This window comes from Hymenobacter busanensis (assembly GCF_008727865.1).
GTDB lineage: Bacteria > Bacteroidota > Bacteroidia > Cytophagales > Hymenobacteraceae > Solirubrum > Solirubrum busanense.
The window spans coordinates 164,595-187,407 of the sequence record NZ_VTWU01000007.1 but is presented as its reverse complement, the minus strand read 5'-3'; the positions used below and the strand labels follow the sequence as shown (position 1 = coordinate 187,407).

General features: G+C 65.3%; 18 protein-coding genes. 9 read left to right on the top strand and 9 right to left on the bottom strand.

Annotated elements, in window-relative coordinates:
- Positions 1–144: 144 nt before the first annotated feature.
- A complete protein-coding gene (locus F0P96_RS18135) occupies positions 145–525 on the bottom strand; it encodes a hypothetical protein (RefSeq protein WP_151080386.1) in 381 nt (126 codons plus the stop codon).
- A 168-nt stretch (positions 526–693) separates the two neighbouring features.
- Here F0P96_RS18135 and hppD point away from each other — a divergent pair, with 168 nt between their 5' ends.
- Positions 694–1,827 carry a 4-hydroxyphenylpyruvate dioxygenase gene (gene hppD, locus F0P96_RS18130; RefSeq protein ID WP_151080385.1) on the top strand — a complete coding sequence of 378 codons (1,134 nt, stop codon included), beginning with the start codon at positions 694–696 and terminating at the stop codon, positions 1,825–1,827.
- Between the two features lie 328 nt (positions 1,828–2,155).
- Positions 2,156–2,368, top strand: a complete 213-nt coding sequence (locus tag F0P96_RS18125; RefSeq protein ID WP_151080384.1) for a hypothetical protein — start codon at positions 2,156–2,158, stop codon at positions 2,366–2,368.
- 121 nt (positions 2,369–2,489) lie between these two features.
- Here the strand turns inward: F0P96_RS18125 and F0P96_RS18120 are convergent, their stop codons facing one another.
- The gene (locus F0P96_RS18120) at positions 2,490–3,992 is read right to left on the bottom strand and encodes a serine hydrolase domain-containing protein (protein ID WP_151080383.1); all 1,503 of its coding nucleotides are present in this window, start codon (positions 3,990–3,992) and stop codon (positions 2,490–2,492) included.
- Positions 3,993–4,361: 369 nt separating this feature from the next.
- Here F0P96_RS18120 and F0P96_RS18115 point away from each other — a divergent pair, with 369 nt between their 5' ends.
- Positions 4,362–5,351: a LamG-like jellyroll fold domain-containing protein gene (locus F0P96_RS18115; RefSeq protein WP_160619838.1), complete on the top strand. Its 990-nt coding sequence runs from the start codon at positions 4,362–4,364 to the stop codon at positions 5,349–5,351.
- Between the two features lie 113 nt (positions 5,352–5,464).
- Here the strand turns inward: F0P96_RS18115 and F0P96_RS18110 are convergent, their stop codons facing one another.
- Positions 5,465–7,165 carry a Hint domain-containing protein gene (locus F0P96_RS18110; RefSeq protein WP_151080381.1) on the bottom strand — a complete coding sequence of 567 codons (1,701 nt, stop codon included), beginning with the start codon at positions 7,163–7,165 and terminating at the stop codon, positions 5,465–5,467.
- A 228-nt stretch (positions 7,166–7,393) separates the two neighbouring features.
- Here F0P96_RS18110 and F0P96_RS18105 point away from each other — a divergent pair, with 228 nt between their 5' ends.
- The 3 genes from F0P96_RS18105 (at position 7,394) to F0P96_RS18095 (ending at position 10,579) form a co-directional block, all read left to right on the top strand.
- The gene (locus F0P96_RS18105; protein WP_151080380.1) at positions 7,394–9,145 is read left to right on the top strand and encodes a phospho-sugar mutase; all 1,752 of its coding nucleotides are present in this window, start codon (positions 7,394–7,396) and stop codon (positions 9,143–9,145) included.
- A gap of 103 nt (positions 9,146–9,248) precedes the next feature.
- Positions 9,249–9,719, top strand: coding sequence for a hypothetical protein (locus F0P96_RS18100; RefSeq protein WP_151080379.1), 471 nt, complete (start codon positions 9,249–9,251; stop codon positions 9,717–9,719).
- 236 nt (positions 9,720–9,955) lie between these two features.
- A complete protein-coding gene (locus F0P96_RS18095) occupies positions 9,956–10,579 on the top strand; it encodes a hypothetical protein (protein WP_151080378.1) in 624 nt (207 codons plus the stop codon).
- A gap of 84 nt (positions 10,580–10,663) precedes the next feature.
- Here the strand turns inward: F0P96_RS18095 and F0P96_RS18090 are convergent, their stop codons facing one another.
- Positions 10,664–12,202: a T9SS type A sorting domain-containing protein gene (locus F0P96_RS18090; protein WP_160619836.1), complete on the bottom strand. Its 1,539-nt coding sequence runs from the start codon at positions 12,200–12,202 to the stop codon at positions 10,664–10,666.
- Positions 12,203–12,535: 333 nt separating this feature from the next.
- On the opposite strand from F0P96_RS18090, the gene F0P96_RS18085 reads away from it, so the two are divergent.
- Positions 12,536–12,955: a hypothetical protein gene (locus tag F0P96_RS18085; RefSeq protein WP_151080376.1), complete on the top strand. Its 420-nt coding sequence runs from the start codon at positions 12,536–12,538 to the stop codon at positions 12,953–12,955.
- A gap of 305 nt (positions 12,956–13,260) precedes the next feature.
- On the opposite strand, the gene F0P96_RS18080 is transcribed toward F0P96_RS18085, so the two are convergent.
- The 5 genes from F0P96_RS18080 to F0P96_RS18055 all read right to left on the bottom strand — a co-directional run bounded on the left by F0P96_RS18080 (position 13,261) and on the right by F0P96_RS18055 (position 20,831).
- Positions 13,261–14,151 (bottom strand): hypothetical protein, encoded by an 891-nt coding sequence (locus F0P96_RS18080; RefSeq protein WP_151080375.1) that lies wholly within the window; start codon positions 14,149–14,151, stop codon positions 13,261–13,263.
- 6 nt (positions 14,152–14,157) lie between these two features.
- Positions 14,158–16,617, bottom strand: coding sequence for a hypothetical protein (locus F0P96_RS18075; protein ID WP_151080374.1), 2,460 nt, complete (start codon positions 16,615–16,617; stop codon positions 14,158–14,160).
- Positions 16,618–16,627: 10 nt separating this feature from the next.
- Positions 16,628–17,887 carry a hypothetical protein gene (locus F0P96_RS18070; protein ID WP_151080373.1) on the bottom strand — a complete coding sequence of 420 codons (1,260 nt, stop codon included), beginning with the start codon at positions 17,885–17,887 and terminating at the stop codon, positions 16,628–16,630.
- A 206-nt stretch (positions 17,888–18,093) separates the two neighbouring features.
- Positions 18,094–18,729 carry a response regulator transcription factor gene (locus tag F0P96_RS18065; RefSeq protein ID WP_151080372.1) on the bottom strand — a complete coding sequence of 212 codons (636 nt, stop codon included), beginning with the start codon at positions 18,727–18,729 and terminating at the stop codon, positions 18,094–18,096.
- Between the two features lie 311 nt (positions 18,730–19,040).
- Positions 19,041–20,831 (bottom strand): tetratricopeptide repeat-containing sensor histidine kinase, encoded by a 1,791-nt coding sequence (locus F0P96_RS18055; protein WP_160619834.1) that lies wholly within the window; start codon positions 20,829–20,831, stop codon positions 19,041–19,043.
- Between the two features lie 137 nt (positions 20,832–20,968).
- Here F0P96_RS18055 and F0P96_RS18050 point away from each other — a divergent pair, with 137 nt between their 5' ends.
- Entirely contained in the window at positions 20,969–22,192 is a 1,224-nt protein-coding gene (locus F0P96_RS18050) for a porin family protein (protein WP_151080370.1), read from the top strand.
- Between the two features lie 55 nt (positions 22,193–22,247).
- Positions 22,248–22,718 carry a hypothetical protein gene (locus F0P96_RS18045; RefSeq protein WP_151080369.1) on the top strand — a complete coding sequence of 157 codons (471 nt, stop codon included), beginning with the start codon at positions 22,248–22,250 and terminating at the stop codon, positions 22,716–22,718.
- Positions 22,719–22,813 lie beyond the last annotated feature (95 nt).

The window sequence follows — 22,813 nt, the reverse complement described above, 5'->3', positions numbered from 1 at the left end:
TGTTGCGAGTTATCAGTTATCCGTACAGACAGCCGAGCTGTGGGTAGGCTGGAACAAAGTATGCGTTGCCCTAAAGCGCAGTTGCCAGCTACCGGCCTCTCGACCGACAACTGGCAACTGGCAACTGGCAACTGGCAACACACATTATGCCTTCCAGAGCTCGTGTTGCTGGCCTTTGCCGGTGTTCAGCACCAAGCGCGTGGGGTTGGGCAGCAGCACCAGGCGCACCTGCTTACCGGGGTACTTCTCCGAATCCACCCACACGCCGTCTTCGGCCACGGGCTGGGGGTTGTTGGGCAGGTAGGCCGTGGGCAGCAGCACGTCGGTATCGGAGCTCAGGTCGCCGTGCACTTTCTCCAGCGCCTTCTCCAGGTATTCGCCGTACTCCTCGTTGAAATCGTCTTCGAGGTCGTGGAGTTCCTCCTCCATGTCGTCGTAGCGGGCGTCGCTGTAGGCGAGCTGGTGCAGTTCGTGTTTTTTGGCTAGCAGGGCCACCAGGGCCGCGTTCAGAGCGTTGGTATCCATAAAGAAAGTAGGTTGAGCCAATGCGGCAGCTACAGCGGCAAAGTTGGGAAAAAACCCCAAACCATTCCGCACTTCGGCGGCTTGGGCACTAATTACGCTGAAACCGTATTTTTACCGGAGTATTTCCTCCTGAGTCGCGAATTTTCCACCCCCAGCTTCCCCAATCATATGGAAACGATGACGCCGGCCGCCGCGGCCACCCCTGCCACCGCCGATTTCCTGCCCCTCAACGGCACCGACCACCTCGAATTCTACGTCGGCAACGCCAAGCAGTCGGCTTACTTCTACCAGGCCGCATTCGGCTTCGAGCTGGTGGCGTATTCGGGCCCCGAAACCGGCGTGCGCGACCGGGCCAGCTACGTGCTTCAGCAGAATAAAATCCGGCTGGTTCTCACCACCTCGCTCCTGCCCGATTCCGACATCACGCGCCACGTGGCCAAGCACGGCGACGGGGTGAAGGTGATGGCGCTGTGGGTTGATGACGCCCGCAAATCCTTCGAAGAAACCACCAAGCGCGGCGCCAAACCCGCTTTCGAGCCCTACACCATTTCCGACGAGCACGGCGAGGTGACCATGGCTGGCATCTACACCTACGGCGAAACCATCCACACTTTTGTGGAGCGCTCGAAGTACAACGGCCCGTTCCTGCCCGGCTACGTGGCTAAATCGAGCAATATTCCGCAGGGCAACCCGGTGGGCCTGCAGTACGTGGACCACTGCGTGGGCAACGTGGGCTGGGGCCAGATGAACCAGTGGGTGAAGTTCTACGAAGACGTGATGGGCTTTAAGCTGCTCATCACCTTCGACGACGACGATATTTCGACCGAGTACTCGGCCCTGATGTCGAAGGTGGTGTCGAACGGCAACGGCTTCGTGAAATTCCCCATCAACGAGCCCGCCGAAGGCAAGAAAAAGTCGCAGATTGAAGAGTACCTCGACTTCTACCACGACGCCGGCGTGCAGCACATTGCCATCATCACCCACGACATTCGCACGACGGTGGCCGAGCTGCGCCGCCGCGGCGTGGAGTTCCTGACGGTGCCCAACACCTACTACGAAGACCTGCTCGACCGCGTGGGTGCCATCGACGAGGAGCTGGGAAGCATCAAGGAGCTGAACCTGCTGGTGGACCGCGACGAAGAAGGCTACCTGCTGCAGATTTTCACCAAGCCGGTGGAAGACCGCCCCACGGTGTTCTTCGAAATCATCCAGCGCAAAGGCGCCAAGTCGTTCGGCAAAGGCAACTTCAAAGCCCTGTTCGAAGCCATCGAGCGGGAACAGGCCCTGCGCGGCAACCTGTAGGCGCCGCAGTCGTTTTAAGCTTGCACCAAGCGTAGCTAACCGCCCCGGCGTTAGGCCGGGGCGGTTTTCTTTTGGGCTCGGGCCATGCGGGTGCCGTACTGCCCGGCCGGGCCCAGTTCACTGGGGCAACCTTGGCCTGTGCTAGGCTATTGGCGCTTGGCACTTTCGAGGTGTTTGTAAAATATTTTTAGCCGGATCGAAAAAAATAAGTCCGCCTCATTGCCAGCAAACGCGCATTGACTTTCAAAACGGCGCGTAGCCGGGTGCGAATCGGTGCGGCTACGAAAAACAAGCTGACCCTTTTTCCTGACTTTATTGTTCACCACGCATGTCAACACCAACAAAACGCTCCCGCGCGAAATCCGCCGAACCCGCTACCCCCGTTTTTGTATCCCACGCCGAGCAAATGGCGTCGTTGCAGGCCCGTGAGCAGGGCAAGACGGTGATGTACAAGCAGGACGCCTGGGGCCACATTGAAACGCGCTTCGTGCGCACCCAGAACGTGAAAATCTGGGAAGAAAAAGGCTTCGTGGTGCGCTAACGCGCATTTCCGACCGCCCCATACGCTTTCCCAAAAAGCTAAGCGACGAGTCGCCCCGGTTTCGCGGGCGGTACTCGTCGCTTATTGGTGTGTCCGGCCGAGTCGTGTGGAAGACGACGGGCTAGCCTCTCACCCGCTTGCCCGGCATGGCTTTGGCGGCCGTGGTAGTTGTTAGCTCTTGCGTGAGCATCTGCTCCATTTCGGTTACCCGGTCCTGGCTGATGTTGTCGTTGACGAAGACGACGATGCCCAGCTGCTGTGCGGGGTAGAGCGCACACCGGGTATGGAAGCCGACATTCCGCCCATTGTGAAACACCCGCTTCTGGTCATCGGGGTCGGTGTCAAGCATCCAGCCCAAGCCAATGCCGTTGCCCCAGGCGGGTTGGTGGGCCAGCTTCAGGGCCGGCTCCCGCTCGGCCAAGTTGGCTTGCGCGTAGGTCAGCAGGTCGGCGGGCGTAGAGCTGAGGGTGGTGCCGCCCCAGTAGCCGGTGTAGTTGCGGTGCTCCTGCCGCTGCTGCTTGTCGTCGTAGCCAATGGCGTAGCGCTTCTGCTCGGCGGCCGACAGCACCCGCTTGGTGTCTTTCATGCCGAAGCGCGTCTGCACGTACTTGGTCACGAGCTGTTCGTAGGGCTGCTGGTAGGCGCGCTCCAGCACCAGCTGCAGCACCAAAATTCCGAGGTTGTTGTAGCGGTAGGTGGTGCCCGGCTGGCTGGTCAGCTGAAAACTGTGCATGTGGTGCAGCAGGCTGTCGGCCGTAAAGCGGTTGTAGTAGGCCGTGTAGTCCTGCAGGTTCAGGGCTTTGAGCTGGGCCTGGTTGGCGGCGGTGTAGTTGCGGGCGCGGCCGGGCAGGCCCGAGGTGTGCGTGGCCAGATCCACGAGGCGTACCGGGCGGCCATCCACCTGCAGGTTGGGGTAGTCGCCGGGCAGGTAGCGGCGAATGTCGTCGGTTAGCTGCACCTTTTTGTCGAGCACGGCCTGGGCCAGCAGCGTCGTCACGAAGGTTTTGGCCACCGAACCCATGTCGTAGTAGGTGCGGGCCGTGGGCAGGCGGCCGCTGCCTTTTTCCACCTCGCCGTAGTTGTAGAAGTACTGCTTGCCCTGCCAGTACACCCCAATCGACAGGCCCGCGGCATCGGGGTGCTGCATATAGAGCGCGGCGGCGTGGTCCACGGCCCGGTCCAGCGGCGTTTGGCGGCGGTTGTCGGTGCGCACCGGCGCGGTGCGGGCGTTGGGCTGGGCAATGAAGTCGGAAATGAAGTAGTTGTCGAGCGAGCCGGGCACCGCCGACACCCAGCGCACCCGCAGGTTCTGCTTTTCGCCGCGCCAGGCAAACACGTGGCTGTTGGGCTTGTCGGCCAGCAGCTCGGTGGCCACAATGCGGCCGGTTTTGGCCTGCAAGCCCTTGAGGTAGCCCGACATGGCGCCGGCGGCCTCAATCTTTTGCAGCGCCGGGCTGCTGTAGGCTTCCATCGACTTGAAGTCGCCGCGGTTGAAGCGGGCCACCAGCGTATCGTTGAACTGGGCAAACGAGGCGAAGCGCGGGGTTTGGGCCTGGCTGGCTGTGCTGGATAGCCCGAGAGCAGCCAACGGCAGCGCAGCTGCCACACGGATAAGATTGCGCATGAAACGGAACGGGGAAATAGCGGACAGAAGAATGCAACGCGGGGAAACGTTCGGGCCATGTGCCCAACGCGCCACTACATGATCTGTCAAAAGTATTTCGGGGGGCAGGCTCCCGCCAAACTATTTCTTCGCCGCCGCCGAGCAGCTGGCCAGAACTCCGCAGCTTGGGGCGGTCCGGTTAAGCAGCCAAGAGGCATTGTATCACACGAATATGTTATTGTTCTCTGGCGGGGAAGCGCGTTGTTTTGGGGGGCATTTCGTCTTCCCGGCTGCCCGGCGCCCGTGGGCGGTCCACCGGCTGCGGGGCGGCATTTCGGAGGCTTTCACGCTGGTCTTTTCGCATCGATTTCACCCCTACTCCTTTCCGCTATGTCTTCCTTCTTTCGCAAAGCCGGGTTGCTGGCCCTGCTCGGCTCCGGCCTTAGTCTCAGCAGCTACGCCCAACGGGGCGGCAATTTCCTCGGCTTCACCAGCACCGAAGCCGACCAGGTAACGGTGCCGAACTTCGCCCTGCCCGCTACGGGGCCCTTCACCCTCGAAGCCTGGGTGTACTACAGCGGGTTTTCGTGGGCCGGCTCGGGCAGCTACAACACCGTCATCGAATTCGGCAACGACGACCCGTGGTTTGGCGTGAACGGCAGCGGGCGGGTGGAGCTGTACTCCGACCTGGAGGGCGGCACGGTGCCGGTGCGCACCTGGGTGCACCTGGCGTATAGCTGGGACGGCACCACCGGCACCCTGTACCTCGACGGCGCCCCCGTGGGCACCTCCATCCTCGCCCCGGCCCGCGGCGGCTCGGGCATGGGCATTGGCTACAACAGCAGCGACACCGGCTGGCAGGGCTACATCGACGAGGTGATGGTGTGGAGCACGGCGCGCTCTGCCGCCCAGATCCAGAGCGACCGAACCAGCGGCCCGCCCGTGGCAGCGCCGTTTCTGCTGGCCTACTTTAAGTTTGAGGAAGCCTCGGGCCAGACGGTCACGAACCTGGCCAACGCGGCTTTCAACGGGGTGCTGGGCTCCACCAGCGCCACCGAACCCAACGACCCGATTCGCACCAGCACCGTGGTCAACAGTGCCCGCCAACAGAGCGCGGCCACCGCGGCCCGGCTGCTGCCCAACTACCCCAACCCGTTTGGGGGCGCCACCACCATTCCCTTCGAGCTGCGCCGCGCTGGCCGGGTGCGCGTGGCGGTACTCGACCTGGCAGGCCGCGAAGTAGCCACGCTGCTCGAAGAAACCCGCGCCGCCGGCTCCTACACCCTGCCTTTCCAGAGCCGCCACCTGGCAGCCGGCGCGTACCTCTGCCAGCTCACCATCGACGGCCAGCGCACCACGCAACGGATGCTGCTGCGGTAGCAACTACTCATTTCTTCTAAACGCAACATGCCCCGGCCGTTTGGTCGGGGCATGTTGCGTTGCAGGCGGCACCCTTTAGTCACTCACTTACCTGGGCGCCGTACCTGCATCAGTTATTTGGAGCCCACCAGCACGCCGCTCACGAAGTAGTTGCCGGTTTCGGTGCGCAGGTTGTACACGATGCCGGTGCTGCCGGCGGGCTGGCGGTCGGCCAGGTGGGTGGTTTCTACGCCCGCGACGGCGAGGCGCAACAGGTCGTCGGAGGGGCGCAGCTCGTCGGCGCGCAGGGCCTGGCCGTCGGCGGTCAGCACGGGGTGGTTGGGCGTGAGCAGCAGCTCGGTGGCGTCGGTGGCGGGAGCGGCCGGCGTGGTCAGGCCGGCGTAGATGGCGGGGGCACCCACGGTGAGCTGCACGAGCTCGTACTTCCGCTCGTCGTGGATGTCGAGGCGGGTAACGCGGGTTTTCACCGTTTGGCCGGTGGCGGCGTTGTAGCCCAGCACCTCGTCGCCGGGGCGCACGCGGCTGATGGCTACCTCGCGGCCGTCGGCGAGCATGACGCGGGCGGCGGCCGGGAAGCAGGTGGCCAGCTCGCACTGGAAGGGCTTGTCGTAGGCTTTTTTCAGCTCGCAATATTCCTGGTTCAGGTCGTAGAGCACGTCGGAGTAACCCATCAGCTGGCTTACTTCCTGCAGCATGAGCTGCTGCCCGCCGGCCAGGCTGGCAATGACGTTCTTCTCCTCGGCCCGCTTGATGTCGTCGCCGTAATGAATCTTGGCCAACTCGGTGTGGAAGGGCGTTACGCGGTTTTTCAGCACCGATTTGTGCGCCGCCCAGGCCGTGCTGAGCTGGCCCATGTAGCGCGTCATCAGGTCGAGGCGCCGCTTCATGTACTGGCGCTGCTGCTGGTAGTTCAGCTCCTGGCCGCGGCAGTCGCCTTCGCGGGCCTGCTTTAGTGGGTGGGCCTGCTGGTCGAGCTTCACGGCTTCGAGGTCGGCCTGCAGCTGCTCGTGCAGGCGGCGGAAGGCGTCGGGGTTGCTGGCTTCTTCGGCCACCGTGCCCGACAGCTTGCTCATGGCTTCGAGGGCGGGGGTGGCCACCAGTGGAGCCAGCGGCGCGGCTTTGGGCTGGTTGCCGGCAATGGCTTTCATGCGGTTTTCGTCGAGTCCGTGCTTGCGCATAAGCTGCTGCATGTAGGCGTCCTGCTCGGCTTCCGATTTCTGCTGCCAGGCTTTGCTGAAGGCCGGGTTCTTCATCTGCTGCATAAACTCGGCCTGCGCGGCCTGGAAGGCCGGGTCGCTCACCATGCGCTGCTGGGTGCTGCCGGGCGCGGCCATCATCTTTTGCATGTAGGCCGCCTTTTCCTGGTCGCTCATCTTGGCCAGTTTGGCCTGAAACGCGGGGTCCTGCATCTGCTGGGCCAGGTTCACGGCCTGGGCGTTGTAGCCGGGCATGCCGGCGCCGTGCTGCTGCATGTAGGCCAGCTTCTGCTGGTCGGTCATCTTGTCCATGCCTGCGGCCTGGGCCTGCTGGCCCAGTTGCTGGTAGGCTTTTTCGTCGCGGGCCTGCTCGGCGGTGCGGGCGCTGCCAATGGCCTGGCCCAGCTGGGCCAGCTGCTTTTCGAGGGCGGCAAAGCCGGCGGGGCGCTGCAGGTTGCAGTTGGGCGCGGCGGGCGGCGCGGGCACTTTGTCGAAGAGCGGCAGGATTTCCGCCTTCACGGGTTTCTGCGCAAGCGCCACGGCTACGGGCACCAGCAGGATGAGCAGCAGGGCTACCAGGAACAACAGGGCACTGACGAGACGGTGAGGAGTTTGCATGAGAAGCTGGGAAACGGTTACTTACAGCGGAGGACGCGGCCACTTTTGCCCGCCGGCCGGGCCACTGCACGCAGGGCGGCCGACGTTCGGATTTGCCGCTGCAAGTGCGGAAAAATCCGGGCACGGTTCAATCGCATGATAATGTGAGCGTTACTCCCCCGCCCGCGGGGCTTGTCTCAACTTCCCTTTTCTTTGGCGGATAAACCCGCTCCATCGACCCTCCTGGATATGTCTTTTCCCGACCACGTTCAACAGAAAATCAACACCTGGCTCAGCGGCAACTACGACGACGCGAGCAAAGCTGAAATCCGCCGCCTGCAGGAGGCCGGCGACACCGAAGCCCTCAACGACGCTTTCTACCGCGACCTGGAGTTTGGCACCGGCGGCCTGCGCGGCGTGATGGGCGTGGGCTCGAACCGCATGAACCGCTACACCCTGGGCATGGCCACCCAGGGTTTGTGCAACTACCTGCTCAAGTCGTTTCCCGGCCAGGAAATCAAGGTGGCCGTGGCCCACGACTCGCGCCTGAACTCGCGCCTGTTTGCCGAAACCGCCGCCGGCATTTTCTCGGCCAACGGCATTACCGTGTACCTGTTTGAGGCCCTGCGCCCCACGCCCGAGCTGTCGTACACCATCCGCCACCTGGGCTGCCAGAGCGGCGTGGTGGTGACGGCCTCGCACAACCCCAAGGAGTACAACGGCTACAAGGTGTACTGGAACGACGGCGCCCAGGTGGTGGCCCCGCACGACAAAAACATCATCCGCGAAGTCAACGCCATTCAGAGCGTCGACGCGGTGAAGTTCGAAGCCGATCCGTCCCGGATTCACCTCATCGGCCAGGAAATCGACGAGGCCTACCTGAGCGAGGTGCAGCAGCTCAGCATCAACCCCGCCGCCATCCGGCGCCAGCACGACCTGAAAATCGTGTACACCCCGCTGCACGGCACCGGCATTACCATGGTGCCCAAGGCCCTGGCGCGGTTTGGGTTCGACAACATCCACATCGTGCAGGAGCAGGCCACCCCCGACGGCAACTTCCCCACCGTGAAGTCGCCGAACCCCGAGGAGAAAGTGGCCATGCAGATGGCGCTGGACCAGGCCAAGCAGCTCGACGCCGACCTCGTTATTGCCACCGACCCCGACGCCGACCGCGTGGGCATCGGCGTGAAAAACACCCAGGGCGAGTGGGTGCTGGTGAACGGCAACCAAACCGCCGCCCTGCTCACCCACTACCTCGTGTCGGCCCGCCAGCAGGCCGGGCAGCTCAATAAGGAGAAGGATTACATCGTGTACACCATCGTGACGAGCGACGTGCTCGGCGACGTGGCCCGGCACTACGGCATTCGCTCGTTTCAGACGCTGACCGGCTTCAAGTACATTGCCGGCATCATCCGCGACCTAGAAGCCCAAAACAACGGCCAGCACTACATCGGCGGCGGCGAGGAAAGCTACGGCTTCATGATCGGCTCCTTCGTGCGCGACAAAGACGCCGTGTCGGCCTGCTGCCTGATTGCCGAAATGGCCGCCGTGGCCAAAGACCAGGGCCGCACGCTCTACGAGGAAATGGTGCAGATGTACCGCACCTACGGCCTCTACAAGGAAGACCTCATTTCCTTGACCAAGAAAGGCCAGCGCGGGGCCGAGGAAATCCAGGAAATGATGGCCCAACTGCGCCAGAACCCGCCCGCCACGCTCGGCGGCTCGCCCGTGGTGCAGCTGCTCGACTACCAGCAGCAGGTGGCCCGCGACCTGCGCACCGGCCAGCAAACCCCGCTCGACCACGAAAAGTCCAACGTGCTGCAGTTCCTGACCGCCGACGGCTCCAAGGTGTCGGCCCGCCCCTCGGGCACCGAGCCCAAAATCAAGTTCTACTTCAGCCTCAAGCAGCCCGATTTCGGCAACGGCCAGTCGTTTGAACAGGCCCAGGCGCAGCTCGACGGCCGCATCCAGCAGATCATCCGGGAAATGCAGCTGGCGTAGCTCCTATTGCCGCGTTTGTAGCAGGCTCCCCCGCTTCGCAGCAGTTCCGCGAAGCGGGGGAGTTTTTTTGGCTGTTTCAATTTTGAAGCCTTCTTATCCTGCTATGGTTTACAGCGTTATCATCACCCCGCGCCGGCTCTCCAGGGGGTGGCTGATGTTGGTCTTTGGCCTGTTGATTTGCTTGAAAGCGCCGCCGTTGGCCGCGCTCTGCATCGGGTGGGCCGTTGCGCTGAGCTTTTCCTACGAAGGCATCGAAGTCGACCTGTCGGATCGGCGCTACCGTCATTTCACCTGGCTGCTGGGGCTGGCAATCGGCAGCTGGCAGCCCCTGCCGCCCGTGCAGCGCGTGGTGCTGAAAGCGCATTCCGATATCATAACTTCCTCGACCGGCTCCCGCACCAACTATACTTCGGAGCGCTACCAGCACCTGACCTTGCTGCTCTCCGTCCCCGATTCGATTATCGGTGAAGTCATCCGCGAGTTTGGTACCGGCCAGAATGCCCAGGCCATTGCGGTAGGGCAGCAGTTGGCCGATGTGCTGCAAGTGCCTTTCGTCGTCATGCCCGATGTCTGACCTCCACCTTGCCGTCACCCGCCCATAAGCTGGCTACCCAACACCCGGCGTGCTTCGGTGGGGCTGCCGCGGCCGGGGGCTAGCGGTTTTGTACCCCGAACCCGAATGACGCAGTACCACCCCGGCCCTGCCCAACCTAACGGTTTTTGCGCCCAGCAGAAAAACCGTTAGGTTGGAGCTACCTAACGGTTTTTAGCGCGCGGCCAGAAACCGTTAGGTAACCCTACCCCCACCCGATGACGTCGGCCCACCAGCTGCGCGAGGTGCGCGCCCATTTCGATTTTCCGCAACCCGCCCTGGGGTCTTGGCTAGGGCTCAGCCGCTCGTTCCTGGCCCTGGTAGAAACCGGCCGCGAGGCGCTGCCGGCCCACGCCCGGCCCTGGCTGCGCCCCCTCGCGGCCGCCCTGGCCCTGCCCGACGACCCGACCCTGGCGGCCCCGGCCCCGTTTCCCGAGGCCCCGCCCCTGCCCACGGCCGGCCCGGCCGCCGTGCTGGCCCGCCTGCGCGAGTGCGACTACCAGGCCCGGCGCCTGCACCAGCAGCAGGCGGCCCTGCTAGCGGCCCAGCGCACCGCTGCCCGCCGCCTGGCCGCCGGCCCGCTGCTGCTGGCCGCCCTCCCCGCCCCCGCCCCCACCGAACTCACCGCCCTGGCCCTGCGCCGCCGCTGGCTGGCCCGCCTGCTGGAAGCCGCCGCCGATGCCCTGGCCCCTGCAGCCCCGGCCGGCCCCGTAGCCGCCGCCCTGCTCGACGCCCGCCGCCGCGCTTGGCTGCACGAAGCCACCTGCCTGCGGGTGTGGCTAAACGACCACCCCCCGACCGATGCCCGCGCCGGGCATCTCTCCGCTGCGCCCCGCCCCTGACCGAGAGGTGCCCCGCAAACGCCCGCGCCCCGACCTGCTGGCCGGGGCGCGGTGGAATAAGGCACTACCCGCTACAGACTCTACCTACTGGCGCAGCAGGCGGGCGAAATGGGTGGTGCCGCTCTGGCCGGTGAAGCGCAGGGCGTAGAGGCCCGGCGGCAGGCCCGTCAGATCGATGGGGGCGCCGCCGTCGGCCGTGCGCCGCACCGTTTGGCGGCGCACCACCCGGCCCAGCGCGTCGCTGAGGGTCAGCGCGCCCGCGGCCTCGGGCAGCTGCACCCAGGCCGTGGCGCCGCCGGCCGGGTTGGGGTAGAGTTGCAGGGCCCCGGCGCCGGCCTTCGGCGCGCCCGCCGCCAGCACCGGCCGCGGCACCAGTTTGTAGCGGCCCACCCAGGCGGCGTAATTCGTGCTGCCGGCCCGTTCCAGGCTGCCGGCCACCACCACCGACGAGTCGGCCAGTAGCTGCCAATCCCAGACCCGCAGGTACTGGGCCCCAGACACCAAAAACTCCTGCTGGTGCAGCACCTGCCCCGTGGCCCCCGACAGGGTGGTGACGTAGAAATAGGCGTTGGCGTCGGGCAAGTCCCAGCTGAGCACCTGCAGCGTGCCGTCGGGCTGCTCGCGGATGCGCGTGGGCTGCACCGTGTAGCCGTAGCGGTTGCGCCAGCCGGGCAGCCGGCGCGTCCAGGCCACGTTCAGGGCCGTGTCCACCCGCGCCACGTAGCCCAATTGCGGGCCGGGGGCCCGGTTGTCGATGGAATCCACCAGCCCGCACACGGCGTAGCCGTTGCCGTTGTTCAGCACCACCGTACTGGTGAAGTTGCGGTCGAGGGTGGTCTGGCGCCGGGGGCCGAAGAAGGGCACAAGGCGGCTGCGCAGCAGGGTGCCCTGCGCGTCGGTTTCCACGAACCAAGGGTAGTACACACCCACCCCCAACCCGCTCACCCGCTGCGAGGCCATGCCCGTGAGGAGGTAACCGCCGCGGGCCGTGCGCACCACGTCGTTGGCGTAGACGAAAAACCCGGGGGTGGGATTGGGGTAGGCGCGGGCCCACTTCACCCCGCCCAGCGTGTCGAGCCGGGCCAGGATATAATCGGTAGCCACGGTGTAGGAGGCGCCGCCCACGCTGCCGAAGCCGCCCAGGGTGAAGCCGTCGGGCTCGGCCAGCAGGCCCACCGCCCGGCCCTGCACCGCGCCCACGGGCAGATCAGCGGTGCGCAGCGAGTCGCCCGTGCCCGCGTCGAGCCACTGCACGAACAGCGGCTCGGCGGTGCTGTTGACCACTCGCCGCGTGGCCGCCACCGCGTAGCGCCCGCGCCAGGCCAGCAGCGCCTGCTCGCAGGTGCGCATGATGCGCCCCGGCCGCTGCCACAGCGCCTGCCCGCTGACCGCGTAGCGCCCGCTCACCATTTGCCAGTTCGGCACCGAACCGCAGCCGCAGGTCACATACCCGCCGTTAGCTAGCGGCAGCAGCCGCAGAAAGACATCCCCACTGGCGTGGTGGGGCAAGTCGTAGGTCTGCTCCCAAAAGACATGCGTTTGGTGCGTGGCCTGGGTTTGGGCGGCGGCGGGCGTGGCGGCCAGCAGCAGGCCCGTCAGGATGGCAAGTAGAAAACGCTTCATACCGGCTTTGCTACCCTTGCTTCTGTAAGCCTGCCAGAAAACCATCTATCAGCGGGAAGCGCGGTGCAATCGGGCACATATGAGCGAGGACTAAGAGGATTGAATACGCGATAATACTACTCGTTTTCCCCGGCGTTTCCTACGGCTCTGCCCGGTGGCGGCGGGGCGGCGGAGGCCAACGGAGTACGGCAGCACGCCTCGCGGCGGCGCGTCCCGGCGGCAGGCCAAAAAAATAGTTAAGCTCCACTATACCAGCCGGCCAGCCCCGGCGCGTTCTAGTCGCGCTGCTGCGGCAGCACCGCCTTTATCTTCCACCTTACTCCGTTTACCGCCATGAATTACCCCGTAGAATTGCTCACCACCCGCGCCGAGTGCAACGGCGTGAAGGCCGACACCCAGGCCGACATCGACCGCACCCAATTCCGCATTACGGCGGCGCTGCGCTCGGCCACCCTGCAAACCAACGAGGCCACCGAAGACTCGGCCAAAATCGGTTCCCTCACCGACCAGATTACCCCGCTCGAAGCCCGCATTGCCACCATGCCCGCCGGGGACGCCCGCACCCGCGAAGAAATCCGGCTGCGGGGCCTCAAGCGCGACCGGGAAGCCTTGGAAGACGAGCAGCTCGGTGGTCAGGGCGGCCGCGGCGCCTTCCGCCGCCAGCGCGAGCTGGACGCCGCCCAGCGCCAGCTCGCCGGCTACCAGGACTGCCTGGCCCAGGTGCAAGCCCGCCACGACGCGCTGCCGGCCTAGGCGCCGCGCCGTATGCTGCCAGTACATGACAAAAAAGCCTGACCAGTAACGGTCAGGCTTTTTTCGTGGGCGCAGTTTGGCTAGAGGTCAGGGGTGGTTGGCCTACTCCTGAACAACAGAAAAAGGCGGTCATGCAGAGCGTAGCGAACCGCAGGAAGGCGTAAGCCAAGCATCTCGCGTGCTGATGTTGAGTTTACTATTCGACTAAACACGCGAGATTCCTCGGCTTCGCCTCTGCATGACGTTCTACTAGCATTACCACCCCCTACCCCCCAGCCCCGGCCCCTGGCGTTGGGGTGCCGGCCTTAGCCGGCGAGGGTTTGCAGGGCGTAGTCGCTGAGGCTTTTCCACTGCTCCCGGGCAATGTTGAAGCGGGTTTGCTGCAGGTGGTACTTGAAAGTGGTGCCCTGCGCTTTGGTCAGGGCGCTTTCCAGGCCCCGGTACTTGCCCACCGTGGTCAGCAGCTCGCCGGCCAGCTGGGCCACGGCCTCGTGGGCCTGGGTGCACTCGGCCACCACCTGCCGCAGCGCCGCGGCCGTGCGCCGCAGCCGGTCGATTTGCAGCTGCCCCGATTTCTGCAGAATCGGCGCCAAACCCCGGGTCAGCGGGTTCAGGGCATACTGCAGCATCAGGTCCTGCATCTTCTGCTGGAGCGCGGCGGCGGCGGCCGATACGCCGGCCACTTCCGCGCCCAGGCTGCCCTGGTCTTCGGCCAGCAGGGGCAGCACGTTGGCGTAGGCCGTATTGGCCTCCACCAGCAGCTGCCGGTCTTTTTCCAGCGTACTGATGAGGCCCGCAAACAAGCTCAGCACGGCCGTGCGCTGCTCGGGCGTAGGCCCCTCGTTACCTATCTGGCTGTAGAAGCCCGTGAGCTGGGTGCTGGCGTGGTCGAACAGGGCCTGAAACTGCATGAGCTGAAACGCCCAGCGGAACAGGATGACGGTGCCGGCGGGGTAGCTTCGGGCCCTGGCCTGCGCGCGTTGCAGGGCCGCCTGGGTGGCAGGAAAGCCCTCCAGCGGCGCCGGCAGGTGCACCGTCAGGCCGTCGGTGGTCACGTCCTGGGGGCCGAGGGGAATGGCTTCCACGTCGGAGGCGTAGCTGGCCAGCGCCACGGCCCGGGGCCGCCAGGCGGCCAGGGCGGCCTTTACCTGCTCCAGGGGCGGCAGCACATCGTATTCGGTATCGGTAGTGCTCATCCGCGGTTAGGCAAGGTCCTGGCGCAGCAGCTTCAGCTTGATGCGCAGGGTGTGGAGGCCCGACAGGTCGCCGGCCTGCTCGATGGTGGCCAGCCAGGTGGCAAAGGGCGAGGGGCGCATGTAGTTGTCTTTGCTGCGGCCGGCGGGGCGCCAGTGGGTAAAGGGCGCGGCGTCGCGGCCCTGGGCGGGTGCGTAGCCGAAGTTCAGGCCCAGGCCCTGCGCGCTGAACTGCGCCGAGGGCTGCCCCCCGTAGCCGTTCTGGTAGTTGCCGGTGGTAGCCACCCGCAAGCCAATGAGGCCGTCGGCGTTGGGCAGGGCGCCGTCGAGGTAAAACCAGGCCTCCTCGATGAAGTAGGCCGAATATTGCCCCGGGCTGAGCCAGGCCCGGAAAGGCGGCTGGTCAAGCGGCATCGACCAACTCAGCAGCGGCTTGGCCCCGGCGGCGGCGGGCAGGGTGAGCACCGCGTGCCCGGCCGGCGCGGGCTGGGCAGACGAGGCCCGCACGACCGGCAGCTCGAAGTAGCCGGTATCGACCTCCTGGGCCAGCCGCGGGGCCGCGAAGAACTGGGCAATGTCCTGCTTGATCGACGTGAACTCCTGGTTGAGGGCGTTGTAGTCCATCGACAGCCGCAGGCGCATGGGCGGGTCCGTCAGATTGTTGTAGGCGTAGGCGGCACGGTAGCCCTCGGCCATTACCAGCAACGAGCGTTTCGTGTTCAGGGCCGCTTCCTGCAGCAGCGACTTGCCCAGGCTCAACTGCTCTTCGGCAGTTTTGGCCTCGGCGCGCAGCCGCTCCCACCGCTCCAGCGCAAAGCGGGAGGCGGCGCGCTGGGCTTCTATTTCCAGGGCGCGGGCTTGCAGGCGGGCCAGGGCCACGGTTTTGCGGCTCAGGGCCTTGCCGTATTCCGCCAGCGCGTACAGGCTCAGGTAGTATTCCTTGGCCCCGGACACCGGCGGGTTGGTTTCGCCGTTGCCGTTGATGCTCTCGCGCAGGGCCAGTTCGGCCTGGGTAATGAACAGGTTCCAGTCCAGTTCCGGGTCCAAGGTAGCCATGTCAGCCAGGTCGGGCAGCGCCACGGTGCTGCGGGCTTCCATTTTCTGGGCGTTGGCAATCTGTACGGCTTTTTTGCCGGCTTCGGCCGCGGCGGCAGCTATTTTCGCCATTTTCTCCAGGCTGGCTTTCAGCTTCATCACCCGTTCCAGCAGCTCCTTCTTGATGGCGTCGAGCACCATCTTCTCCAGCGACTGCGCCGTGATGACGACCTGCGCGGCTTCGGACTTGGCGGCGCCGGCGGCGGCCTGGGCAGCTTTGGGGTCGGGCACGCCCGCACCGAAGTACGCCCCGGCCATCTGGCCCGCCAGGTTCACGATTTGCAACACCGCACCCAAGGTTTTGAGTGTGGCGGCGTGGTCGAGCCCTCCTTTAAACACCAGGAAGGCCAGGCGCACGGCGTGGGTCTGGGTTTCGTAGGTCCACAGTAGCTCGTGGTACTGCTTCCAGGTGGCGGCCGTTTCCTGCTCATTCAGCTGCGCGCTGGTGGCCAGGGCCCGCTCGTCGGCGCCGGCCACGTCGCGCAGGGCCTGCGCCACCGACTCGACGGCCTGCTGCACGTCGGTGCGGATTTCCAGGCCCTGAATTTTGTTTTCGTAGCCCTGTAGCACCGCCAGCAGCTGGTTGATGCGGGTTTTCAGGTACTCCTCGCTCCACACCGGCACGTAGCGCGCCGTGCCGGCGCCGCTGGCCAGCAGTAGCAGGGCCGCGGCCTGGTAGTTGAGCTGGCTGGCCTCGGCTGCCAGGGGGCCCGGCTCGGCGGCCAGCGCGCGGGTGCACAGCGCCACCCAGTGCAGGGCGGCCAGCCCGGCGGCCCGTTGGGCGGGCACGTCCAGCCACTCGCTGGCGGCGGCAAACTCGGCCTTCAGGATGTTCCACACGTGGGGGTTGCGGGCCACTTCCGCCACCTGCGCGGCGGCCGCCGATACCTCGTGCTTGAAGAGGGTAGCGTCGGCGGCGCACACAATTACCTGCGGCACCTGGGCGGCGTTGAAGGTGGTCGGCACCGTCCACTCCCGGTTGCTGCTGGCCGCCACGGTCAGCCCGCCACGGATTTCCTGCGTCAGAATCTGCAGGCCGGCCATGTGCAGGGCGTTGTCTTCGGGCATCACGAAGGGAAACGACCCGGCTTCTACTACCCGCGCCACGATGGTAATCATGGGCGCGTCGAAGAACTGGTCGTCGAGCACGAAGGTATCGGCGCAGACGTACAGGAAAGAGTCGCGGGCCAGGCCGCGCGGGTCTCGCTCGCGCAGCAGCTTGTTTACCTCGCTGGCCTTCACGTGCATGCGGGCCACAATGAGGTCTTGTTCGGGGGCAATCTGGACGAAGTCGTAGGTGGCCGCCGAGGCGGTAGTGCCCACGAGGGCACCGGCAGCCGTGGGGGCTACCGGGGCAGAAAGTGATTCGCTCATGATGGGCTGCCTAGCGGATTTCCACGAAAGCCTTGGCCGTGAAGGCCGACGTCATCTGGGCCGTCAGCGCCCATTTCTCCTGACCTTGACGAATGCGCATGGCCTGCGTGATGGCGGCTATGTCTTTCAGGGCATCGGGCGAGGTGTTCTTCACGATGTAGTCGAACTTGCCGGCTACCTCCGTCCACACGCTGGCAATGCCGGCGAGGCTGTCGCTGACTTTGCGCAAGTAGCTTTCGATGGGCCCGATGTCGGCGTTCAGCGCGCTGACGTCGGCCACGAGCTGGGTTTTCTTCCGGCCTTCCACGCCCAGCGAATTCACTTCGGCTTCGACCTCGTTGGCGCGCTTGCGGGCTTTTTCGGCCAGGTCGCCGAGCACGCCGCCCAGAATGGCCGAAACGGGCCAGCCCACACCCATCGTAAACACAAACACGCCCACGGAGCTGGCCGTAGCGGCCGCCACGTACTTGATGTACTCCTCGCGCACGCTGCTGAGCTCAGCCTGGGCCAGCACCAGCCGGTCGGCAATGGCCTTGTTTTTATCGACGGCTTCTTTGTAGATGTCGGAGCTTTCGCTGAAGTAGGTGTTGACCGGCGCCTTGATGCGGTTCATGTCCTCTAGGTACTTCAGAATGGCGTTGCGCAGGTCGGTGGCCTGCTGGCCCATGTTGATGGCCTCCGTGGCCAGGCCGCCCTCGCCGGTGAGCAGCTCCTTCAGGATTTCGTAGCGGGCCTCCTTGCTGTCGGTCGACTTGAGCGCGTCGGTCAGCTCCTTCATCGTAAACGAGAAGGTTTCGGCGGTATTGGCAATCTGCTGGGCCAGCCACACGATCTGCCCGTAGAGCATGGTGGGCTTGGCGCCGTTGGCCAGGCTCTGAATTTCCGTAACCAGCTTGGCGGGGCTACCAAACGTGAGGCAGTGCGCGTTCAGGTCCTTGAGGGCGGTAATGCACTCCGTAACCTTGGTCTTCTTGGCAAACGTGCCGTATTTCTGGTCGAAATCGGCTTCGGCAATCGGCAGCGTCAGGGCTTTGGCCGTGGCCAGCTGCAGCTTGATAAAATCGGAGGAGAACAGCGCAAACTTGGCCGTGGGGGCGGGCTCGTCGGCGCGGAGCAGGGCGCGGCCGGCGGTGTCGGCCTGGCTCTTGACGAAGGCGCGCAGTTCGGCGGATAGGGGCACCACCGGCAGGATGATGCCGTCGGCAGGCACGAAGGAATACTGGTCCTCGCTCGACAAGGTCGGCGCGGCGGAGGCGGAAGCGGATAGCATGGTTTGGTAGGGTTTGGGAAGAGAAAGAAAAACGGGTGTTAAATGCCGATAAGGGGAAGGGCCGGGCAGTACGCACCGGACCCAGCGGGATAATGCAGGGTGTCAGCCTGGAAATGGCCCACTCCGCATTGCCGTAAAGGTGGGCTACTCAACTATATCCTGTTGTCGCATTTTCATGCGACAAGCACTATTTTTTTGGACTCGCCTTAGGTGCGGCCCGGGCGGTGGCGGGCCAGCAATTCGGCCTTCGAGTTGACCTGCAGCTTGTCGTAGATGCGTCGGATGAAGGTGCGCACGGTGTTGATGCTGATGCCCAGGCGCTCGGCCACCAGCCGGTAGCTCAGCCCTTCTTCAATGGCCTGCACCAGCTGCAGCTCGCGGGCCGTGAGAATTTCCGAGGGCGAAGGAGCGGGCTGGAAATGGCGCACGATGTGGCGGGCAATGGCCGGCGACATGGGCGAGCCGCCGTCGAGTACTTCCAGCAGGGCCGTTTTCACGTCGCGCAGCATGGTGCTCTTGAGCAGGTAGCCCACCGCGCCCGCGCACAGAGCCTGAAACAGCCGCTCGGGGTCGGCATACACGGTGATGAGCACAACCTCGGCCTTGGGCAGCACCCGCCGGATGCGCCCCACGCCTTCGATGCCCGTGAGGCCCGGCAGGCCGATGTCGGACAGCACGAGGCGGGGCGGCTGGCGGGCCGAGGGCAGCTCTTCCAGGAATTCCTCGACCGAGCCGGCCACCAGCACGCAGTCGAACTCGGGCTGGGCGCAGAGGTACGTGACGTAGGACTGCCGGATGGCGGGGTCGTCCTCGATGATGGCCAGGGGGGTAGAAACGTGCATTCCGTAAAAGTACCGGCTGGCCCCGGCAGGCCATAGCGCATGTTGATGCGACAAGACCGTTGCCGGTTGCCAGTTGCCGGTTGCCGGTTGCCGGTTGCCCGTTGCCCGTTGCCCGTTGCCCGTTGCCCGTTGCCCGTTGCCCGTTGCCAGTAAAGGAACGTCATCCTGAGCAACGCGAAGGACCTTTTCAGATGAGAACGAATTATTATTTCGACGGCCCTTCAGTAGTGAGCAGGTCCTCCGCTCGGCTCAGGATGATAGGCGCGTGATGGAGCCTTGGTAACCGACAACGCGCAGCCAACAACCGACAGCTACGTCAGCGGTACTTGCACCCGAACGGCAAAGCCGCCGTTGGGTGCGGCCTCGGCCGTGGCGTGGCCGCCCAGCGCCTGGGCGCGGGTGCGAATGTTGCGCAGCCCGTGGCCGGAGGCGCGCTCGGTTCCGGGCGGCACCAGCGGGCCGTCGTTGACGACTTCCAACACCAGCAGCGGCCCTTGGCGGTGCAGCGTCACGGTCACGGTAGCGGTGTCGGCGGTGTGCTTGAGGATGTTGTGCAGGGCTTCTTTGTAGATGAGGTACAGCTGGCGCCGCACCGCCGCCGACAGCGGCGTGCCGCTGGCCGGTGGGTCGGCTACGAAGCGCACGTCGCGGCCAGAGGGCACCAGCACTTCGTGGGCATAGTCGCGCAGGCGGTTGAGCAGGTCGGGCACGGTGTCGTTCTGCGCATCGAGGCCCCACACCACGTCGTTGAGCTGGCGCACGGCCAGGCGGCTGCGCCCTGCTACCTCGGCCCATTGCAGCGGCTGCTCTTCGGGCGAGGCCAGACCTTCCTGCAGCAGATCGGTTTGCAGGGCAATCTGGGTGAGCAAGGTGCCCACGTCGTCGTGCAGGTCGGCGGCCAGCTGGCGGCGCAGGGCCGCCTCGCGCCGCTGCTGGCGGCGGCGGTACACCCACCACCCCAGGCCCAGCCCCAGCGCCAGCAGCAGCAGCCCCACCCCTACCGCCACGCGGGTGCGCAGGGTCTGCTGGGCCCGCTGCAGCTCAATGATGCGCCGCTGCTGCTCCAGCGTGCGGATGCGGGCATGCTGCTCGGCTACGTTAAAACGGGCCTGCGCCTGGGCCACGGCCTCGGTGCGGGCGCGGCCCATCAGCGTATCCTGCAGCACCAGAAACCGGCTCAGCGTGTCGAATGCCGCCGGCTGCCCCAGCGCGTGCATGGCCCGGGCCAGCACCAGGGTGTTGTCGGTTATCTGCGAGAAGTTGCCGAGCTGCCGGGCCAGGCGCATGGCCTGCTGGGCATAAGCCAGCGCGACCCTGGGCTGCCCTTGCGCGAGCGTGGCGCTGGCGAGGTTGGCGGTGGCAAAGCTTTGGGCCCGCCGGTTGCCCACCCGGTTAGCCAGGGCCAGTTCGTGCCGCCAGGTAGCCACGGCCGAATCGAGGTGCTGCTGGTGCTGCTGGAGCATGCCCACAAGGTCGAGCAGGTTGAGCACGGCGGCGGCATCGACGGCGGGCGTCACGCGGGCCAGCGCCTGCCGCAGCGGCCGCTCGGCGCGGGCCGGCTGACCGGTCTGCATGTAGGTATTGCCGATGTTGGTGAGTACCAGTACTTCGTAGCGCGGGTTGACGGGCTTGCACTGCGCATACCGCGCCCGCGCCCGGTTGAAATACTCGATGGCGCCCTGCACATTGCCAAGGGCCTGCGCCACCAAACCCATGCCATTGTATGCCCCGGCTTCCTGGTCGCACAGGCCCGCGCGGCGCGTCAGATGCACCGCCGCTTCGTAGGCTTGGCCGGCAGCCACGTAGCTGCCCGCGTTGTAGAGGTCGTTGGCCACAGCGTGCTGGGCCCGCGCCTGTCCTTCCCGGAAACCGATGCGCCGGGACAAGGCCAGGGCCTGCCGGTCGAAGCGCAAGGCGCTGTCGATGTTGGTGTAGCGCATCTGCTTTCCGCGGGCCAGGTACCCGCGCACCCGCGCCGTGTCGGGCAGGGCAGCGCGCGGCGGCTGGCGCGGCACCGAATCGGGCCGTGAAAAAACCGAGGGCAGTTGGCTTGGGCGGGCAGACTGCCCCTGCAGGGTGCCCCACAGCAGCGCAAGCGCCATAAGTAGCAGATAGCACATGAATGGTATAAGCGTTGGGTGTAGCGCGGGCAAGGTCGTTACAAAAGCTGGATTCGCGGCCCGAGCGTCGTTGTCTGTGCTTATCTTGCCCGAATTAGTCGATCCTCACCCCTACTTGATTGGCGGCTTTCTACTCTTTTCTCAGCCGGTACGCCGGGTTTGTTTTTCTGTCGTCGGCCGTGGCGCTGGCGGTTGTGCCGGGGGCGGTGCAGGCCCAGCGCGCCGCCACGGGCTACGTGGTTACCGCTGCCGGCGACACCATCCGCGGCGTTGTGTCCCAGAAAGCAGCCGAGGCCCGCGCCCAGCAGGTACGCCTGACCCCAGCCAACGGCCCCACCACCACGTATGCAGCGGCCGAGCTGCGCAGCTACAGCGCCACTCGCCAGGATTTGCTGCTGAGCAAGTCTGTTGGCCCCAAAGCGCAATTTGTCAAGCCGCTGGTGCTGGGCTACGCCAGCCTCTACACCGGCGTCAACCCCGCCGGCGACCTGCGCTTCTACCTGCAAGCCCCCGATTCGACCGGCCTCCAAGAGCTGACGCCGGGCCAAGTACAGCTTCAGCTGCACCGGACTCTGGGCGGCTGTCCCTCCCTCCACTTCGGCGACGACGAAGCCATGCGCCGCTACCCGCACACGGCCCGCGGCCTCACGCGTGCCGTGCTCGAGTACAATAGTTGCCGGCGCCCCGGGCAGCCCAGCCGGCAGCCCCGGGTGACCAGCGGCTGGCGCGCTTCGTACGGCCTGAAAGCCGGGCCGAATGTTACGGGACTCTTCTTCTCCTACTACCAAGGGCTGTATTATTCACAGATTTTCGACGACTTCCACCTTAAATCCACGCGGCCCGGGTTGGGGTTTCAGGCGGGTCCCTACGCCAACATCGCGTTCCGCAACCATGCGTCGGTGCAGGTGGAACTGCAGTACTCCATCGTGCGAGCTTCGTCGCCGGTTCGCGGCGTGTACACGGGTACGACCCTCTACACGGCCACCGAGGAGGGTACATACCGTCTCACCCAGCTCTACCTACCGGTACTGGCCCGCTACACCTTTGGCACGGGCCAGTGCCGACCATTCATCAACGTGGGGCCCAGCTTTGCAGCCGGGCTGAGCCATTCAACCGTGCTGACCTATCGTCGCTCCGACCGCCCCGGCACTGAAACCTTGCCCGTTTACCTGCCCGGCTCCAGCACACTGGGCATTGCCGCGGGCTTGGGCCTGGTGTGGGCCCGTTCCACCGGCGCGCTGTTGGCCCTCGAAGCCCGCCACGACGAAGGCATCATCGGTTTCGGAACCAGCTTGTACACGCGGGTACGCACCGTGCGGCTGGATCTGAGCCTCGGCTTCTAGGCCCAACGTACTCGGCTATTGGTTCGCAAAAACAAGGAGCAAATGCCCCCTTTCCATGACTCACGGCATCAAAACAGGCCCTTACTACTGGGGCCGAGCACTGCCGCCGTTGGGGTTTGGGCTGGTGTTTCTGCAGCACCTGCCGCTTCTCGCGGTCGGGTGCTTTGCGTTTGCCGCGCTGGTTGCCAGCAGCTACAGCGGCCTGGAAATAGACCGCCGAAACCACCGTTACCGTAATTTCCTGCTGCTTTTCGGCATCCGTTTTGGCAGCTGGTATGCCCTGGCCCTGGCTACCCGCGTCGTGCTCAAAGCCCATTCGGATACCATCAGATACCACACCCGGCGCGGCGTTGCCCGTCCATGGAAACGCTACGAGCACCTCACCCTGCTGCTGTCGATTCCCGATTCCATCATCGGCGAGGCAATGGAAGAATTTGCCCTGCGCGACAGGAAGTACGCCCTGCAGGCCGGTCAGCAGCTGGCCGCTGCGCTACAGATACCTTTCGTGGTGATGGATGATGTGTAAGCGCCTCGCGCGCGGTTGCGGTGCCCGACTGACTCCCATCCAGGCCCTGAACAAACGGTATGAGGGTTGCCAAGCTGTATATTATTATTTCACTA

Bases quoted from the DNA above. Each gene is read 5' to 3' on its own strand.
- F0P96_RS18125 (WP_151080384.1), top strand. From the start codon at position 2,156: ATGTCAACACCAACAAAACGCTCCCGCGCGAAATCCGCCGAACCCGCT.
- F0P96_RS18090 (WP_160619836.1), bottom strand. From the start codon at position 12,202: ATGAAGCGTTTTCTACTTGCCATCCTGACGGGCCTGCTGCTGGCCGCC.
- F0P96_RS18100 (WP_151080379.1), top strand. From the start codon at position 9,249: ATGGTTTACAGCGTTATCATCACCCCGCGCCGGCTCTCCAGGGGGTGG.
- F0P96_RS18105 (WP_151080380.1), top strand. From the start codon at position 7,394: ATGTCTTTTCCCGACCACGTTCAACAGAAAATCAACACCTGGCTCAGC.
- F0P96_RS18085 (WP_151080376.1), top strand. From the start codon at position 12,536: ATGAATTACCCCGTAGAATTGCTCACCACCCGCGCCGAGTGCAACGGC.
- F0P96_RS18110 (WP_151080381.1), bottom strand. From the start codon at position 7,165: ATGCAAACTCCTCACCGTCTCGTCAGTGCCCTGTTGTTCCTGGTAGCC.
- hppD (WP_151080385.1), top strand. From the start codon at position 694: ATGGAAACGATGACGCCGGCCGCCGCGGCCACCCCTGCCACCGCCGAT.
- F0P96_RS18075 (WP_151080374.1), bottom strand. From the start codon at position 16,617: ATGAGCGAATCACTTTCTGCCCCGGTAGCCCCCACGGCTGCCGGTGCC.
- F0P96_RS18045 (WP_151080369.1), top strand. From the start codon at position 22,248: ATGACTCACGGCATCAAAACAGGCCCTTACTACTGGGGCCGAGCACTG.
- F0P96_RS18120 (WP_151080383.1), bottom strand. From the start codon at position 3,992: ATGCGCAATCTTATCCGTGTGGCAGCTGCGCTGCCGTTGGCTGCTCTC.
- F0P96_RS18115 (WP_160619838.1), top strand. From the start codon at position 4,362: ATGTCTTCCTTCTTTCGCAAAGCCGGGTTGCTGGCCCTGCTCGGCTCC.
- F0P96_RS18065 (WP_151080372.1), bottom strand. From the start codon at position 18,729: ATGCACGTTTCTACCCCCCTGGCCATCATCGAGGACGACCCCGCCATC.
- F0P96_RS18095 (WP_151080378.1), top strand. From the start codon at position 9,956: ATGACGTCGGCCCACCAGCTGCGCGAGGTGCGCGCCCATTTCGATTTT.
- F0P96_RS18080 (WP_151080375.1), bottom strand. From the start codon at position 14,151: ATGAGCACTACCGATACCGAATACGATGTGCTGCCGCCCCTGGAGCAG.
- F0P96_RS18135 (WP_151080386.1), bottom strand. From the start codon at position 525: ATGGATACCAACGCTCTGAACGCGGCCCTGGTGGCCCTGCTAGCCAAA.
- F0P96_RS18070 (WP_151080373.1), bottom strand. From the start codon at position 17,887: ATGCTATCCGCTTCCGCCTCCGCCGCGCCGACCTTGTCGAGCGAGGAC.
- F0P96_RS18055 (WP_160619834.1), bottom strand. From the start codon at position 20,831: ATGGCGCTTGCGCTGCTGTGGGGCACCCTGCAGGGGCAGTCTGCCCGC.